Annotated in this window: 12 protein-coding genes and 1 pseudogene; 9 read left to right on the top strand and 4 right to left on the bottom strand. The window is 68.9% G+C overall.

The features are described 5' to 3' along the window. Nucleotides 1-78: 78 nt before the first annotated feature. Both ABE571_RS03020 and ABE571_RS03015 read right to left on the bottom strand, forming a co-directional pair. A pseudogene (locus tag ABE571_RS03020) lies at nucleotides 79-678 on the bottom strand (YdcF family protein); the annotation flags it as partial. Continuing rightward, nucleotides 663-1,622 (bottom strand): pyridoxal-phosphate dependent enzyme, encoded by a 960-nt coding sequence (locus ABE571_RS03015; RefSeq protein ID WP_346465710.1) that lies wholly within the window; start codon nucleotides 1,620-1,622, stop codon nucleotides 663-665. The pseudogene ABE571_RS03020 and the gene ABE571_RS03015, both read right to left, overlap by 16 nt. Before the next feature lie 148 nt (nucleotides 1,623-1,770). Here ABE571_RS03015 and ABE571_RS03010 point away from each other — a divergent pair, with 148 nt between their 5' ends. The 9 genes from ABE571_RS03010 to ABE571_RS02970 all read left to right on the top strand — a co-directional run bounded on the left by ABE571_RS03010 (nucleotide 1,771) and on the right by ABE571_RS02970 (nucleotide 12,327). After that, complete coding sequence (locus ABE571_RS03010) at nucleotides 1,771-2,295, top strand: hypothetical protein (protein WP_346463372.1); 525 nt, start codon at nucleotides 1,771-1,773, stop codon at nucleotides 2,293-2,295. A 492-nt stretch (nucleotides 2,296-2,787) separates the two neighbouring features. Then, the gene (gene mnmG / locus ABE571_RS03005) at nucleotides 2,788-4,677 is read left to right on the top strand and encodes a tRNA uridine-5-carboxymethylaminomethyl(34) synthesis enzyme MnmG (RefSeq protein ID WP_346493158.1); all 1,890 of its coding nucleotides are present in this window, start codon (nucleotides 2,788-2,790) and stop codon (nucleotides 4,675-4,677) included. Nucleotides 4,678-4,812: 135 nt separating this feature from the next. Continuing rightward, a complete protein-coding gene (locus ABE571_RS03000) occupies nucleotides 4,813-5,343 on the top strand; it encodes a gamma carbonic anhydrase family protein (RefSeq protein ID WP_313209370.1) in 531 nt (176 codons plus the stop codon). A 121-nt stretch (nucleotides 5,344-5,464) separates the two neighbouring features. After that, entirely contained in the window at nucleotides 5,465-6,154 is a 690-nt protein-coding gene (locus ABE571_RS02995) for an RDD family protein (protein ID WP_346465704.1), read from the top strand. Continuing rightward, nucleotides 6,151-7,143 (top strand): stage II sporulation protein M, encoded by a 993-nt coding sequence (locus ABE571_RS02990; RefSeq protein ID WP_313209374.1) that lies wholly within the window; start codon nucleotides 6,151-6,153, stop codon nucleotides 7,141-7,143. Before ABE571_RS02995 ends, ABE571_RS02990 begins: the two co-directional genes overlap by 4 nt. Beyond that, entirely contained in the window at nucleotides 7,133-8,818 is a 1,686-nt protein-coding gene (locus ABE571_RS02985; RefSeq protein WP_346493157.1) for a DUF4129 domain-containing protein, read from the top strand. The genes ABE571_RS02990 and ABE571_RS02985 overlap by 11 nt, the downstream gene beginning before the upstream one ends. Continuing rightward, nucleotides 8,815-9,993 carry a DUF4350 domain-containing protein gene (locus tag ABE571_RS02980; protein ID WP_313209379.1) on the top strand — a complete coding sequence of 393 codons (1,179 nt, stop codon included), beginning with the start codon at nucleotides 8,815-8,817 and terminating at the stop codon, nucleotides 9,991-9,993. The genes ABE571_RS02985 and ABE571_RS02980 overlap by 4 nt, the downstream gene beginning before the upstream one ends. Further along, entirely contained in the window at nucleotides 9,990-10,997 is a 1,008-nt protein-coding gene (locus ABE571_RS02975) for a MoxR family ATPase (protein ID WP_346493155.1), read from the top strand. The genes ABE571_RS02980 and ABE571_RS02975 overlap by 4 nt, the downstream gene beginning before the upstream one ends. Before the next feature lie 31 nt (nucleotides 10,998-11,028). Beyond that, nucleotides 11,029-12,327 (top strand): DUF58 domain-containing protein, encoded by a 1,299-nt coding sequence (locus tag ABE571_RS02970; protein ID WP_346493154.1) that lies wholly within the window; start codon nucleotides 11,029-11,031, stop codon nucleotides 12,325-12,327. Between the two features lie 3 nt (nucleotides 12,328-12,330). Here ABE571_RS02970 and ABE571_RS02965 read toward each other — a convergent pair whose 3' ends face one another. After that, nucleotides 12,331-13,509: a glutathionylspermidine synthase family protein gene (locus ABE571_RS02965; RefSeq protein ID WP_313219357.1), complete on the bottom strand. Its 1,179-nt coding sequence runs from the start codon at nucleotides 13,507-13,509 to the stop codon at nucleotides 12,331-12,333. A 3-nt stretch (nucleotides 13,510-13,512) separates the two neighbouring features. Next, nucleotides 13,513-14,076, bottom strand: a complete 564-nt coding sequence (locus ABE571_RS02960; RefSeq protein ID WP_259262015.1) for a DUF1190 domain-containing protein — start codon at nucleotides 14,074-14,076, stop codon at nucleotides 13,513-13,515. Between the last annotated feature and the right edge of the window lie 184 nt (nucleotides 14,077-14,260).

The following is a 14,260-nucleotide window of genomic DNA, read 5'->3' as shown; positions in this document are numbered from 1 at the left end:
GTAGAGCCGACCGTTGGGGGGCGGGGCCCCCGCGCCCCCAAGCGTCCAGCCCACCAACCGTCGGCGCAACGACGGGAACAGATCGCGATGGAAGAAGTAGATTTCCTGCGCCAGGAACCGCCAGCTGGTGTGGAAGCTGCGGAAGCGCGTGCTCGGCGTGGACGAGGCCAGCGCATCGATGCCCAGCTCGCGGCACAGGCGCAGCGCGCGGGCCATGTGCAGCGGGTCGCTGACGATGATCACGCGGTGCAGCTTGCGCTGATCCATCAAGCGCCGCGCCTCGATCAGGTTCTGTCGCGTGGTGCGTGAAGCGGTCTCGATCAGGATCGCATCGTCGGGGACGCCCTGCTTGAGCGCGTAGCGGCGCGCCACCTGTGATTCGGAAAAGCGTGCGCCGGTGCCGCCGTAGCCGCCGGTGAAGATCAGCAGCGGCGCATAGCCCTGCTGGTACAGGTCCAGCCCGTGCCGGATGCGCTCTTCGAACACCGGCGACGGCTTGGCGTCATAGGCCGCGGCGCCGAGCACGATGATCGCATCGGCCTTCTGCGCCTGATCGCGCTCGCCGATCCAGACGATCCACGCGGTGACCCCAAGCAGCCACACCGCCAGCACGATGCACAGCCGCCACAGCCACCCGAACAACCCCACCCGCGTGCGCCGGCTCATGCCGCGCCCCACGGCAGGGCATCCAGATCGACATTGCCACCGGACAGCACCACGCCGACCCGTTTGCCGGCAAAGCGCGCCGGTTCGGCGAGGATCGCCGCCAGGGCGATGGCCGAGGATGGCTCCACCACCTGCTTGAGCACCTGCCAGATCTGCCGCATTGCGGCCACGGTGGCCGCATCGGCGACGGTGATGACCTGCGCCGCGCCCTGCAGCAGGGCGAAGTTGGGCGCGCCGAGCGTCCCGCGCAGGCCATCGCAGACGGTGTCGGGGGTGAAGTCGATGCGGCGCTCGCCAGCCGCCAGCGAGCGTGCGGTATCGGCCGCGCCCAGCGGTTCGGCCAGCACCAGCCCGGTCGCCGGGGCGACCGCCTGCAGGGCCAGCCGCGTGCCCGAGGCCAGGCCACCGCCGCCCACCGGCACCACCATCATGTCCAGGCCCTCGCTGGCGTGCAGCAGCTCCAGCGCAGCCGTGCCCTGGCCGGCAATGACCTGGGGGTCGGTATACGGATGCACCAGGGTCGCCCCGGTTTCGGCCTGGACCTGGGCGCACATCGCTTCGCGCGCGGCGATCGAGGCATCGCAGCGCCACAGCGTGGCCCCGTGACGGCCGATGTTGGCCAGCTTGGCGGCCACCGCGCCGTCGGGCACGACCACGTGGCAGGCGATGCCGCGGGTGCGGGCGGCCAGCGCCAAGGCCGCGCCATGGTTGCCGGAGGAGTGGGTGACCACCCCGCGCCGCGCCTGCGCCTCCTCCAGCGCCCAGACGGCATTGCAGGCACCGCGGAACTTGAACGCCCCGCTGCGCTGCAGATGCTCGGCCTTGAAGAACACGGTGGCGCCGGTCATCGCATCCAGCGTGCGCGAGCGCAGTACCGGCGTCACGCAGGCGTGCACGGCAATGCGCGCCGCCGCCGCCAGCACGTCGTCAACACAGGGCAAGGGTGAATCGCTCATGACGCAAGATTAACGTATGCCCCACGTCCACACCCGCCTGGATGAACGTGTCAGCATGGCAACCATTCATTCGGATCGGGCCGAGTTAAGGGCCGATTCAATGCCCTGGGCGGAAGCTGGCCCTACAGCCCTTTGGGGGGACCCCATCATGAAAATGCGCCTTGTTCTTGCCGGTGGCCTGTTATTGGCCCTGTCCGGCTGCGCGACGTACGACTATGTCGGCGGTGGCGGCGGCAATGGCTACTACCACGGCGCACCTTCGGTCGAGTATCGCTACCCGGCCGGGTATCCCTACGGATACGGCAGCGGCTACTACGGGGGTGGCTACTACGGTTACGGCGGTGGGTATGGCGGTGGCTACGGCTATCCGGTGTATCGCCCGTACCCGAACTATCGCCCGCCGCACAATCATCGGCCGCCGCCGCGCCCCGGCAACGGCAACGGCAACCCCACCCGTCCGCCGGATCGCCCGCGTCCGAACAACGGCGGCTCGCCGTGGCGGAACATGGATTCGGTCGGTGGCCCGCGCCGCCCGCAGCAGCGGCAACAGCAGCGCCCGTCGCCGCCGCCCCAGGCACGCCCGGCCCAGGCACCGCGTCCGTCTGCGCCGAGGATGAACGGTTCCCCGTGGCGGAATCTCAACAATGCGAACCAACGCACAGTTGAGCCTTGAGATGGCTTGATTTTCACGCGCCCGGCAGTTCACTCTAGCCGGGCGGTGACAGTCACGGTCACAAAGTGCCAAAAGCGACAAGTGGCGTCACATTCGGCTCTATGTCGATATCCGCCAGGAACATCTGGATCCCCCCTGTTCCGGCCCTGTCGGATGTCGGCACCTACAACGCAGAAGGCCCCGCCAATGGCGGGGCCTTTTGTATCTGGCGCCCATGAAACCGGCGCGGGCCGGCAAAAAAACAGGGCCGGCAGTCCCCCGACTACCGGCCCCTCTGCTTCCCCACGATGCGCTTGGACCGGCCCCTGTTCCAATTCCGGTCCGTTACGCACAAGGCGCATGCCATCCTGGGTGCTATTGGGTTATCTGCAGAAAACGTGCCAACTTGAGGGTGGATGTCATGGCCCCCGACGAATGGCGCTAAAATCGCCACCCGCGCCCTGCCTCCAGGGCTGATCCGGGCTGCCCGGCCCCGTCCCGAGTTCCTCCGCCATGACTGACACCTTCTACCGCTACGACGTGATCGTCATCGGCGGCGGCCACGCCGGCACCGAGGCCGCGCTGGCGGCCGCGCGCAGCGGTGCGCGCACCCTGCTGCTGACCCACAACGTGGAAACGATCGGCGCGATGAGCTGCAACCCGGCCATCGGCGGGATCGGCAAGGGCCACCTGGTCAAGGAAATCGACGCCCTGGGCGGCGCGATGGCGCATGCCGCCGACCGCGCCGGTATCCAGTGGCGCACGCTCAATGCCTCCAAAGGCCCGGCCGTGCGCGCCACGCGCTGCCAGGCCGACCGCAATCTGTACCGGATGGCGATCCGGCAGATCGTCGAAGCCCAGCCCAACCTGACGGTCTTCCAGGCGGCGGTCGATGACCTGATCATCGAAGGCGATGCCGTGCGCGGTGCGATCACCCAGACCGGGCTGCACTTCAGCGCGGCCGCGGTGGTGCTTACCGCCGGCACCTTCCTGGCGGGCAAGATCCACGTCGGTGAAACCCAGTACGCCGCCGGTCGCATGGGCGACCCGCCGGCAACCACGCTGGCCGCGCGCCTGCGCGAGCGCCCGTTCGTGATCGACCGCCTCAAGACCGGCACGCCGCCACGGATCGACGGCCGTTCGCTGGATTACACCGTGATGGAAGAACAGCCCGGCGACGATCCGCGCCCGGTGATGTCCTTCCTCGGCAGCGTGGACGAGCACCCGGCGCAGGTGAGCTGCTGGATCACCCACACCAGCGAGCGCACCCACGAGATCATCCGCAACGCCCTGCACCGCTCGCCGCTGTACAGCGGCCAGATCGAAGGCATCGGCCCGCGCTACTGCCCCTCCATCGAGGACAAGGTGGTGCGTTTCGCCGAAAAGGCCAGTCACCAGATCTTCGTCGAGCCGGAAGGGCTGGATGTGGTCGAAATCTACCCCAACGGCATCTCCACCTCGCTGCCCTTCGATGTGCAGCTGGAACTGGTGCGCAGCATGCGTGGCTTCGAGAACGCGCACATCACCCGCCCCGGCTACGCGATCGAATACGACTTCTTCGATCCGCGCGGGCTGAAGAACACGTTGGAGACCAAGACCGTCGGCGGCCTTTTCTTCGCGGGCCAGATCAACGGCACCACCGGCTATGAAGAAGCCGCCGCGCAGGGCCTGCTGGCCGGGCTCAACGCCGCGCGCTTCACCCGTGACGACGCCGGCTGGTGCCCGCGCCGCGATGAGGCCTACCTGGGCGTGCTGGTCGACGATCTGATCACCCACGGCACCAACGAGCCGTATCGCATGTTCACCAGCCGCGCCGAGTACCGGCTGCAGCTGCGCGAGGACAACGCCGATGTGCGCCTGACCGGCCTCGGCCGCGAGCTGGGCCTGGTCGACGACCGCCGCTGGGCCGCCTTCCAGACCAAGCAGGACGCCGTGACGCAGGAAACCGCACGGCTGCGTGCGCTGTGGGCCACGCCGGGCAATGCGCTGGGCCGCGAAGTGGAGGCCACGCTGGGCGTGGCGGTCAGCCGCGAAACCAATGTGCTGGATCTGATCAAGCGCCCGGAACTGGACTACGCCACGCTCATGCAGGTGCCCTCGCTTGGCCCGGCCGTGGCCGATGCCAAGGTCGCCGAGCAGGTCGAGATCGGGGTGAAGTACGCCGGCTACCTGGACCGCCAGCGCGACGAGATCGAACGCCAGCAGCGCCACGAGAACACCGCGATCGCGGCCGATTTCGATTACGCCGGCGTGCGCGGCCTCTCGGCGGAAGTGCAGCAGAAACTCGAACGCGTGCGGCCGCAGACCCTCGGCCAGGCCCAGCGCATCCCCGGCATGACCCCGGCGGCGATCTCGCTGCTGCTGGTGCATCTGGAGCGCGCGCGCCGCACCCGCGCCGCGTAACACAGCACCCACCGCCGGTAGAGCCGACCGTTGGTGTACGGGTATCGGCGGGTGGCGGGCGCCCCCGCGCTATCATCGGGGGCCGGGACAACGCTGCAGGCGGCGTCCCAGCCCCTGCGTTGCCGGAGTTTGCGCATGTCCCCGATCCGCCCCTTCCTCGACAAACTGCCCGTGCTCGGCGAGCGCGTCTACATCGATCCGGCCTGCACGATCATCGGGGATGTAGTGCTGGGCGATGACGTCTCGGTGTGGCCGGGCACGGTGATCCGCGGCGATGTGAACCACGTGCGGATCGGTGCGCGCAGCAACATCCAGGACGGCACCATCATCCACGTCAGCCACCACAGCCCGTTCAACAAGGGCGGCTACCCGACGATCATCGGTGAGGGCGTCACGGTCGGCCACGGCACCATCATCCATGCCTGCACGATCGGCGATTACTGCCTGATCGGCATGGGCGCCTGCATCCTGGACGGCGCGACGGTGAGCACCCATGGCTTCCTCGGCGCCGGCGCGGTGCTCGGCCCGGGCAAGGTGGTCGGCGAAGGCGAACTGTGGCTGGGCAACCCGGCACGGCTGGCGCGCACGCTGAGCGACAAGGAGATCGAGTCGCTGCATTACTCGGCCGATCACTACGTGCGCCTGAAGGACCAGTACCGGGGTTGATTGCGGTAAAGTCCTCAGCCGACCAGGAAGCAGTCGAGAACCGCATGCCCCCGCTGGCAGACCGGAGAGGAATCCGGCGTCCCCCGTGGCCTTCCGTACGATCCACCGTGAAGCGCCGCCGATGAGCGCACCCATGCTGGATACCTACCGGGAGGTCATCACCCCTGAAGGCGTGCCCCTGCACCTGCCGGTCGCCGGGCCGTTGCCGCGTGCGCTGGCGTGGGCGATCGACTTCGTGATCCGGGTCGGCGCATTGATGATGCTGAGCATTCCGCTGGCCTTCCTCGGCGGGTTCGGCCAAGGGCTCTACCTCGGCCTGATGTTCCTGCTGATGTGGGCCTACACCATCGTCCAGGAAGCCTGCTGGGGCCGCACGCTGGGCAAGCGCGCGATGGGCCTGCGCGTGGTCGCGCGCGATGGTGGACCGATCGGCTGGATGAGCGCGATCACCCGCAACCTGCTACGCACCGTGGACATGCTGCCGTTCGGCTACGCGCTGGGACTGCTGTCGAGTCTGTTCGATGCGCATGGCCGCCGCCTTGGCGATCTGGTCGCCGGCACCGTGGTGATCCACCAGGGCGCAGCGCCGCTGGGGGGTACCGTGCCGGTCGGCAGCGTGCTGCCCCCGCCGCAGCCCCTGCAGCCGGCCGAACAGGCTGCCGTGGTCGCCTTCGCCGAACGCGCGCCGCGGCTATCGGCCCCGCGCCAGCAGGAGCTGGCCGACATCGCGTCGCCACTCACCGGCAGCCACGGCCAGGTCGGCGTGCTGCGCCTGTATGCGATGGCCAACTGGCTGCTGGGGCGGCGATGAGACAGGAGCAGTTCGTCGCCCGCTACCAGGCCGAATGGCAGGCGCTGGAGGAGTGGCTGGCCCAGCGCGGTGAGCGCCCGCGGCAGGCGCGCCGGCAGCCGGTCCACGAGGGCCTGGACGATGGTGATTTCCCGCAACGCTACCGCCGCCTGTGCCAACAGCTGGCACTGGCGCGTCGGCGCGGTTACAGCCCGCAGCTGGTGGCACGCCTGCAGCAGTTGATGCAGCAGGGCCACACGTTGCTCTACCGCACCCCGCGTCCGCAGTGGCAGCGTGCACTCGCCTTCCTGTTCGCCGATTTCCCGCAGCTGGTGCGCAGCCAGGCGCGCAGCATGTGGGTAGCCGCAGCGTTGTTCGTGGTGCCGCTGGTGGGCAGCTTCGCGCTGATCCTGTGGCGCCCCGAGCTGATCCATCTGCTGATGGACAACGCGCGCATCGCCGAATTCGAACGCATGTACGACCCGGCCTCGCCGAACCTGGGCCGCGACAGCGGCACCAACTGGACGATGTTCGGCTACTACATCATGAACAACATCAGCATCGGCCTGCGCACGTTCGCCTTCGGGCTGATCGCCGGCGTCGGCACGGTGTTGGTGATGCTGTTCAACGGCGTCGGCATCGGATCGGTCGCCGGCCATCTGCAGCACGTCGGCCACGGCGATCCGTTCTGGCGCTTCGTGGCGGGCCACGGCGCGTTCGAACTGACCGCGATCGTGATCGCCGGCGGCGCTGGATTGCAGCTGGGCATGAAACTGCTCGCGCCCGGCCGCCGGCGTCGCATCGATGCGCTGGTCGAGGGCGGTGTGATCGGGGCCAAGCTGTGCGTTGGGGTCGCGGCGATGTTGCTGATCGCCGCCTTCATCGAAGCGTTCTGGTCCTCTATCGCGGCGATTCCGGCCTGGGGCAAATACAGCGTGGCGGCCGTGCTGTGGACCGCGGTGTTGGTGTGGTTGTGGCGCGGCGGACGCGGAGGGGCCGATGCAGATTGACCGGCTCAACATCGTCCTTCGCGCACGCTCCGGCTGGGAAGCCATGGAGCTGGGCATGGCCCTGGTGCGTCGGCATGCCGCGGCGATCTGGGCGCCGTGGGTCGTCGTGTCGCTGCCGGTGTTCGTGTTGCTCAACGCGCTGGCCTGGTGGACCGACAGTTTCGGCTGGGCCTGGTTGGCGATGTGGTGGCTCAAGCCGTTGTTCGAGCGCATCGCGTTGTATGTGATCTCGCGCGGGGTGTTCGGCGATGCATCCACCACCCCGCAGACATTGCGCGCGCAGCGCACGTGGGGCTGGGAGGGCTTCTGGGGCTATCTGGGCTGGCGGCGCCTGAGTCCGCTGCGCTCGGTGCTGCTGCCGGTGAATCTGCTGGAGGGCACCGACGCCGCGCATCGTCGCCAACGTCGGCGCGCCATCGCCGGTGGCGCGATGGGCCATACCGTACTGCTGACGCTGGTGTGCATGGTCTTCGAGATCGTGCTGGTGGTCGGCGGCATCGCCGCGGTGTTCCTGTTCATCCCGGTGGACCTGTTGTCCGAGTCCTGGCGCGCGGCGTGGGAACTGGCCAAGCAGGACATGCCGGCGTGGATGCAGCTGGGCGTGAACCTGCTGTTCTGGTTGGCCGCCACACTGATCGGGCCGTTCTATGTCGGTGCCGGCTTCGGCCTGTATCTGGACCGGCGTACGCAGATGGAAGCATGGGACCTGGAGATCGCCTTCCGGCGCCTGCATGCACGGTTGCAGCGCGCTGCGCCACTGCTGGTGCTGGCCCTTGTGCTGGTCTGGCCGGGCGCGGCACTGCACGCCCAACAGGCACCGGCGCAGTCGAACACCAAGGGTGCGTTGCCGACGCCGGCCGATGACGCTCCGTCGCCTGCGCAGGACGCCGATACGGCTTCGGACGCGGACGCGGTCGCGGATGCCGACGGTGGCGACGACGATGACGCCGATGACCCGCCGCGTACGTACGACAATGATCCGGACAACACGCCCCCGGTCATCTTTGGCGCTGAAGCGGTGGATACGGCTGGCTTCCGCCAGGCCGTGCAGCGCGCGTATGAAGACCCGCTGCAGAGTCCGACCCGTGAGGTCACCGAGTGGACGCGCATCGAGCGCGATGCAACCGAGGCGGAGAAGGCGAAACGTGAGGCCGCGGCCAAGGCCAATGGCCAACGCGGCAGCAAGGGGCCGCTGTTGCCGGCCCGGATCGCCGAATGGACGCTGTGGGCGGTGGTCGGGGTCCTGGTGTTGCTGCTGCTGGCCACCGCACCGCGCTGGCTGCCGTGGCTGCGCGGCTCCGGCCAGCGCCGCCGGGCAAAGGCGGCGGCCGTGGTGGAAGAGCCGATCCGGGTACCGGACGTGGCGCCGCCCGATCCCGCCGCGCGTGCGCGTGCCCTGTGGCAGGAGGGCCGCCCACGCCAGGCGCTGGCGCTGCTGTACCGCGCGAGTGTGGAGTCGATGAGCGAACGGGCGCAGATCAACCTGCCCCCGGGTGCGACCGAGGCCCAATGCCTGCGGGCCTCGCGACGGATGCCGGCCGAGGCCGACCGCAGCCTGTTCGCGCGCATCGTGCGGGTCTGGCAATACGCGGCCTATGCCGGCCGACTGCCCAGCGATGATGACTTCGATGCGCTTGCGACGATTCTGCAGGCCCAGTTCGGGTGGCGCGCGTGAGCGCCCGCCTGCGCTGGCTGCTGGTCGGCCTGGGCCTGCTGGTGATCGGCGTACCGCTGGCGATCCTGTTCCTGCGCACCCACGAGCGGGTGACGCACACAGAGCACCTGCCGCCACAGGGCGAAGCCAGCTACAACCCGCTGTACGTCCTCGGCCAGGCGCTGCGTGCGGACGGGCTGACCGTGCAGTCGCGGCCACGCCTGGACCTGACCCGGATGCCGCTGGCGCCGGGCGATACCCTGGTGCTGCTGCAGGACAGCGCGGAAGTGCCCGCACCTGCCGTAGCAACGCTGATGGCCTGGGTGGAGCGTGGTGGGCACCTGATCGTGCGCACGCCACCGGTGGGCAAGGACACCGCCCGCAATGGCCCGCTGCTGGACGCGCTCGGCGTGGACAGCGCGGACCGCGGAAGCTATTGCCAGCAGTTCCACGTGCGCGATGACCCGCAGCATGTGGAGTTCTGCACTGGCCGCCGCTTCGCGGTGGAGCCACCCGCGGGCATGGGGCTCGAGCGCGAGTGGGGCAACGCGGCCAATCGGGTCTTCGCCCGCCTGCGCCACGGCCAGGGGCGCATCGATGTGCTGGCCGACATGGCCTTCATGCAGGGCAAGGGCCGGCCCAACCCGACCGTTCCGCCAAACGCTGCCAACGCCCTCGTTGATGGCCTGCACGACAAAGCCCACCGCGATCTCACCCGCTACGTGCTGGCGCCCAACTACGGCAAGGGCACGATGTGGCTGGTCTACGCTTCGCGCCCGCCGTCGTTGTGGAACCGCGTGTTCTACCTCGGCTGGCCGGTGTGGGCGCCGTTGCTGCTGGCCCTGCTCGGCTGGCTCTGGCAGCGCACCCAGCGCCTGGGCAGTGAACTGCCCTCGCCTGCCGCGGAACGCCGTTCGCTGCTCGAACACATCCGCGCCAGCGGCGACCACCTGTTGCGCTTTGGCAAGGCACCGCTGTTGTATGACGCGGTCCGCCGCGCGTTCCTGGCGCGTCTGCGGCGGCGTTCGCCGAGTGCGGCCGCACTGACCGGCGAGGCCCGGGTACAGGCCGTCGCCACCTTGCTGCAGTGGTCGCACGAGCGCGTGCAGACTGCCTTGACCCCACCCGCTTCCCACGACGTCGCCGGCCTGCGCGACCGCATCCGCCTGCTGATCCAGATGAGAAACCTGCTATGACCGAGCCGACGCTTCCGCCGCCGTTGTCCCCGCCTGCCGTGACGCCATCCCCATCGCCGTTGTCCGAGCGCGTCGATGCCGTGCGCGAGGCCGTGGGCCGCGCCTTCATCGGCCAGCCCGAGGTGCTCGACCAGATCCTGATCGCGCTGCTGGCCGGCGGCCACGTGCTGATCGAAGGCGTGCCCGGGCTGGGCAAGACCCTGCTGGTGCGCGCCCTCGCCCAGGCGTTGGAACTGGACTATGGCCGCGTGCAGTTCACCCCGGACCTGATGCCCAGCGATGTCAGCGGCCATGCGGTGTACGACCCGAAGACCGAGAGCTTCAAGATCCGTCGCGGCCCGGTGTTCACCAACCTGCTGCTCGCCGATGAAATCAATCGGGCCCCGGCCAAGACCCAGTCGGCCCTGCTGGAAGTGATGCAGGAAGGCCAGGTCACCATCGAAGGCAAGGCGTTCGCGCTGTCCCCGCCCTTCCTGACCCTGGCCACACAGAACCCGGTCGAGCAGGAAGGCACCTACCCGCTGCCCGAAGCACAGCTGGACCGCTTCCTGCTCAAGGTGCTGATCGATTACCCGACGCTGGACGACGAGAAGCGCATGGTCGATGCGATCACCACCGGCCGCAGCGCGGCCGACTTCGATCTCTCGCAGGTGCCACGCGTGCTGAGCGGGGCCGAGGTGGTCGCGCTGCAGCAGGCGACCGCGGCGATCACGGTCGATCCGGAAGTGATCGACTACGCGGTGCGGATCGTGGCTGCCACCCGGCAGTGGCCGGGTATCGCCCTCGGCGCCGGGCCGCGCGGCAGCATCGCGCTGGTGCGTGCGGCGCGTGCGCAGGCGGTGCTGTCCGGCCGTGATTTCGTCATCCCCGATGACGTACGCGACATCGCCAAGCCGGCGTTGCGCCACCGCATCGCCTTGGCACCGGAACTGCAGATCGAAGGGCAAAGCGCCGACGATGCCTTGACCGCGCTGCTGGCCAAGGTGGACGCACCGCGCAAATGAGGGCGCGCGTCCTCCATCGCGAGCGATCGGCATGAGGCCGGGCGCGCTGCTGCTGGCATTGCTGGCCGGCTGGGGCCTGCTCGGCGTGCCGGTGGTGCTCGGCGCCTGGCCGCATGCGGTCTGGTGGGCGATCGGTGGCGGCGTGGCGCTGATTGCGCTGGTGGACCTGCTGCGCCTGCGCCGCCAGCCCTCGCCGAGTGTGCACCGCGAGCTGCCGGAGTCGCTGGCACTGAACGTTGAACGCGAGGCGACGCTGCGGCTGGAATCGAGCCGCCACCAGCGCGTGGACGTGTTCGATCTGGTGCCCGGCGGCTGGAGCCTGCAGGGCCTGCCGCGGTCGCTGGCGCTCAAACCGATGGTCGCCAGCAGCGTGGCGTACCGGCTGACCCCGACCGCGCGTGGCCGTTTCGTCTTCGAGGGCGTGCACCTGCGCATGCACAGCGCGTGGCGGCTGTGGCATCAACGGCGGCAACTGCCGCCGGCGCTGGCGGTGCGCGTGTACCCGAACTTCGCCCCGCTGACGCGCTTCGCATTGTTCAGTGCCGAACAGGCCTCGCGCCTGGTCGGCGCGCACCTCAAGCGCCGCCGCGGCGAAGGCACCGACTTCCACCAGATGCGCGAGTACCGCGTCGGCGACAGCCTGCGCCAGATCGACTGGAAGGCGACCGCGCGGGCGCGCAAGCTGATCTCCCGCGAATACCAGGACGAGAAGAACCAGCAGTTGGTGCTGATGATCGACACCGGCCGGCGCATGATGGCCAGCGAAGGTGGCCTGTCGCACTTCGATCATGTGCTCAACGCGGCGCTGGTGGTGTCCTACCTCGCGCTGCGCCAGGGCGACGGTGTGGGCCTGTTTGCGGCCGGGGGCGACAGCCGCTGGGTCGCGCCCAGACGCGGCATGGGCACCATCGATACCCTGCTGCGCGCCAGCTACGATCTGCAGGCGCAGCCGGTGGCCACCGATTACCTCGCCGCTGCCACCGAGTTGTCGCTGCGTCAGCGCCGGCGCTCGCTGGTGATGCTGGTCACCAACGTGCGCGATGAGGACATCGAAGACCTGCTCGCCGCAGTGCGCCTGCTGCAGCGCCAGCACCTGGTGTGCGTGGCCAGCCTGCGCGAGCGCGCGCTGGACGATGCGCTGGCCCAGCCGGTGGAGACCCTGCAGGACGCCACCCAGGCCGGCGCGATCGCGCGTTACCTGCAGCAGCGCAGCGACGCACATGACGCGCTGCGCAGCCACCGGGTGATGGTGCTGGATGTCACCGCCGAGGCCCTGCCCGGCGCGCTGGTGGAACGCTACCTGGCGGTCAAGCGGGATGGGTTGCTGTAACGCTCAGAGATAGATGCGCGTCGGCGCTTCGTCGATGATCGCGTGCGGTACGAAGCGGGCGCTGTCGCGGGTGATCCGGCTGTTGTCTTCGCGGATGCCCATGCCACAGGCGTGGTCACCCACCACCCAGCTGCCGATCAGCGGATAGCCGCCATCGAACGCGGTGAGCGGATGCGCGGCCTGGCGGATCGCCGGGCCGGTGTACGGGCCTTCGCTTTCCTGCCAGCTGCCATCGGCCAGGTGCATGGCCACATTGGCGCCCTCGCGTGAAAACAGCGGCTTGCGCACCCAGCCACGCGGCAGCTCGCTGCCATCGTCGAACTCGGCGGCGAGCAGGTTCGGGTGGCCACGGTGACGCTGCCACAGCAGCGGCAGCACGCCCTTGTTGCTGAGGATCGCCTTCCACGCCGGTTCCAGCAGCTGCACGCCCGAGGCGGGCAGCGCCTGGCCGAACGACTCGGTCATCAGGTCTTCCAGCGGGTACAGCTTGAACAGGCTGCCGATCACGGTGTCGTCGAGCGCAGTGAAGCGCCCGTCCTCGGACAGGCCGATATCTTCGATCGCGATCGCTTCGCCGCGCAGGCCGGCCTGGGCCGCGCAGTCGCGCAGGTAGGCGACCGTGCCCTGGTCTTCGTCCGACGCACCCACCGCGCTGAAATACAGCGGCGGCGGCAGCTGCGCGGCCAGTTCGCCGAAGCGTTCGACCAGCGCCTCATGGATCGCGTTGAACTGATCGGCATCCGGCGGCAGCCGGTTCTGGTTGCGCTGGTCCTCCAGCCACTGCCACTGGAAGAACGAGGCTTCAAACAGCGAGGTGGGCGTGTCGTAATTCAGCTCGTAGAGTTTGGCCGGGCCGGTGCCGTCGTAGGCAAAATCCAACCGCCCATACAGATGCGGCTCGCGGCGACGCCAGCTGTCAGCGATCCAGTCGCGGAACGGCGGCGGGATCGCCAGCTGGTCCATCAGCTGCTGGCTGCCCACCACCTCGTCCACCAGGTCCATCGCCATCGCATGCAGCTCGGCGCTGGGATCTTCGATGTCCTGTTCGATCTGGCGCAGGGTGAAGGCGTAGTACGCGGTTTCATCCCAGTACGGCAGGCCATCGATGGTGTGGAAACGGAAGCCCGACTCTTCGGCCCGGGCGCGCCATTGGCTGCGCTCGGCGATACGCACGCGCTGCATCGATCAGCCGCCGACGCTGCTGCGGTTGCTGCTGGTGTTGCCGAAGCCACCGCGGCTGGCGGTGACCGCCCGGTTCGGGGTGGCATTGACCGGGGCCAGGCCGGCCTTGCCGGCGCCGATACCGCTGGCGGTGTTCATGCCACCGGTCGACGGACCCGGGCGTGCCCAGCCCTTGGCCTTGTCCTGGTAGGCCGGGCTCGCGGCCGGCTGCTGGGCCAGGCCTGCGCCGCCACGGTTGCTCAGCATCTGCGACATGAAGAAGCCCATCATCATCGGGCCGATGAACGAATGGCCGGTGGAGGTCTTCTGTTCCACGCACTGCTCGGCGTTGTATTCGGCCTCGCAGGCTTCACGCGTGGCGTACTTGGGGGCGGCATCGGCCGACTGCTTCTGCGCCTCGGCGAAGGCAGTGCGGCAGCTGGACGGATCGCCGGTGGCTTCGGTACAGGCCTGCACCGAGGTGTAGAGCCCTTCCTGCACCTGCACGGCCTCGTTCTTCTGGCAGGCGGTGAACAGCAGCGGCGCGGCGCTCATCAGCAGCAGCGCAGTGGTCCTGGAACGTTTCATGGCGTCATGCCCCCTAGTACGGTTATCTCCCCAATCATGCCTGATCGGGGCGAACAACCAAAACCGGCAAAGTCGCCCAGCTGAACGCGGTTTCAGGTTTTGCCCGGAAAACACCGGTGGCAACGGTTGCAAACGCAACCGGAATTTTTCGGCAGAATCGAGGTGAAACGCGCCCCCACGGCCC

This window comes from Stenotrophomonas sp. TWI273, assembly GCF_039674765.1.
Taxonomy (GTDB): domain Bacteria; phylum Pseudomonadota; class Gammaproteobacteria; order Xanthomonadales; family Xanthomonadaceae; genus Stenotrophomonas.
This window is presented reverse-complemented; position numbering and strand designations above follow the sequence as displayed.

Bases quoted from the DNA above. Each gene is read 5' to 3' on its own strand.
- ABE571_RS03015 (WP_346465710.1), bottom strand. From the start codon at position 1,622: ATGAGCGATTCACCCTTGCCCTGTGTTGACGACGTGCTGGCGGCGGCG.
- ABE571_RS03010 (WP_346463372.1), top strand. From the start codon at position 1,771: ATGAAAATGCGCCTTGTTCTTGCCGGTGGCCTGTTATTGGCCCTGTCC.
- mnmG (WP_346493158.1), top strand. From the start codon at position 2,788: ATGACTGACACCTTCTACCGCTACGACGTGATCGTCATCGGCGGCGGC.
- ABE571_RS03000 (WP_313209370.1), top strand. From the start codon at position 4,813: ATGTCCCCGATCCGCCCCTTCCTCGACAAACTGCCCGTGCTCGGCGAG.
- ABE571_RS02995 (WP_346465704.1), top strand. From the start codon at position 5,465: ATGAGCGCACCCATGCTGGATACCTACCGGGAGGTCATCACCCCTGAA.
- ABE571_RS02990 (WP_313209374.1), top strand. From the start codon at position 6,151: ATGAGACAGGAGCAGTTCGTCGCCCGCTACCAGGCCGAATGGCAGGCG.
- ABE571_RS02985 (WP_346493157.1), top strand. From the start codon at position 7,133: ATGCAGATTGACCGGCTCAACATCGTCCTTCGCGCACGCTCCGGCTGG.
- ABE571_RS02975 (WP_346493155.1), top strand. From the start codon at position 9,990: ATGACCGAGCCGACGCTTCCGCCGCCGTTGTCCCCGCCTGCCGTGACG.
- ABE571_RS02970 (WP_346493154.1), top strand. From the start codon at position 11,029: ATGAGGCCGGGCGCGCTGCTGCTGGCATTGCTGGCCGGCTGGGGCCTG.
- ABE571_RS02965 (WP_313219357.1), bottom strand. From the start codon at position 13,509: ATGCAGCGCGTGCGTATCGCCGAGCGCAGCCAATGGCGCGCCCGGGCC.
- ABE571_RS02960 (WP_259262015.1), bottom strand. From the start codon at position 14,076: ATGAAACGTTCCAGGACCACTGCGCTGCTGCTGATGAGCGCCGCGCCG.